We start from the raw sequence: 1,378 nt of genomic DNA on the forward strand, positions 1-1,378 counted from the left end.
GGGTCTGTCCAGTTAACGGTGTGACTCGATATTGCTGAGGTCAGCTGCCGGCGGTGGTGAGGCGGCCTTCGAAAGCGATGTCGAAGGCGTTGAGGGCGGCCTTCCACCGGGCGATCCAGCGTTTGCGGCCGGTGCCGGTGGGGTCCAGGCTCATCACCGCGAGGTAGACGCACTTGAGGGCGGCCTGCTCGTTGGGGAAGTGCCCGCGGGCCTTGACCGCGCGGCGGATCCGGGCGTTCACCGACTCGATGGCGTTGGTGGAGCACACCACCTTGCGGATCTCGGGGTCGAACTGCAGAAACGGCACGAACTCGGCCCAGGCGTTCTCCCACAACCGCACGATCGCCGGGTACTTGGCGCCCCAGGTCTCGGCGAACTCCAGCCACCGCTCCATCGCCGCCGACTCGGTCGGTGCCGTGTAGACCGGCTTGAGCGCCTTGGCGATCTTGTCCCAGTCCTGCCGGGCGGCATAGCGGAAGGAACCGCGCAGCAGATGCACGATGCACGTCTGGACCAGGGCCTGCGGCCAGACGTGGGCGACGGCGTCGGGCAGCCCGGTCAGCCCGTCGCACACCACCATGCAGGCGTCGTCCACGCCCCGGTTGCGCAGCTCGGTGAGGACCTGCAGCCAGTACTTGGCGCCCTCACCGCCGCCGTCCCCGGCCCACAGCCCCAGGATGTCGCGGGTGCCCTCGGCGGTGACCGCCAGCGCCACATAGATCGGGCGGTTGGCGACCTGCCCGTCGCGGATCTTGACCTGGATCGCGTCCAGGAAGATCACCGGATACACGGGGTCGAGCGGCCGGTTCTGCCACTCGATCATGCCGTCGATGACCTTGTCGGTGATGGTGGAGATCGTCTGCTTGGACACCGAGGCGCCGTAGACCTCGGCCAGGTGCGCCGAGATCTCGCCATGGGTGAGGCCCTTCGCGCTCAGCGACAGCACCATCTCGTCCACCCCGGTCAGCCGCCGCTGCCGCTTGCGGACGATCTTCGGCTCGAACGTGGCGTCCCGGTCCCGCGGCACCTCGATCTCGACCCGGCCGACCTCGGTGGTGACCATCTTGGAACGGTGACCGTTCCGGACGTTCCCGCCACCCTCGCCCGTCCGTTCGTGGCGGTCCCGGCCCAGGTGATCGGTGATCTCGCCCTCGAGCGCCGACTCCAGCACCCGCTTGGTCAACTCGGCCAGCAAGCCCCCCTCACCGGTCAGCTCCAGGCCCTGCTCGCGGGCCTGGGCCACCAGTCGGCCGACCAGCTCCTGCTCGACCGCGGCCGTGGTCGGCTTGTCGGACTCGGCCACCACAGCCTCCGTGCTCGTTCCGGTTGTCATGTGTCACTCCATGATCAGGAGTTACACCGAAAACCGTACAGTCCC

1 protein-coding gene is annotated in these 1,378 nt (G+C 68.4%); it reads right to left on the minus strand.

Features of this window, described 5'->3' with window-relative positions; all coding sequences use genetic code 11:
• Positions 1-40: 40 nt before the first annotated feature.
• Entirely contained in the window at positions 41-1,333 is a 1,293-nt protein-coding gene (locus ACFPZN_RS56035; protein WP_378293588.1) for an IS256 family transposase, read from the minus strand.
• Positions 1,334-1,378 lie beyond the last annotated feature (45 nt).

Origin of the sequence: Actinomadura rugatobispora (assembly GCF_042656285.1) — a bacterium.
Lineage (GTDB): Bacteria > Actinomycetota > Actinomycetes > Streptosporangiales > Streptosporangiaceae > Spirillospora > Spirillospora rugatobispora.

Coding starts and splice junctions, on each gene's coding strand:
- ACFPZN_RS56035 (WP_378293588.1), bottom strand. CDS start 1,333: ATGACAACCGGAACGAGCACGGAGGCTGTGGTGGCCGAGTCCGACAAG.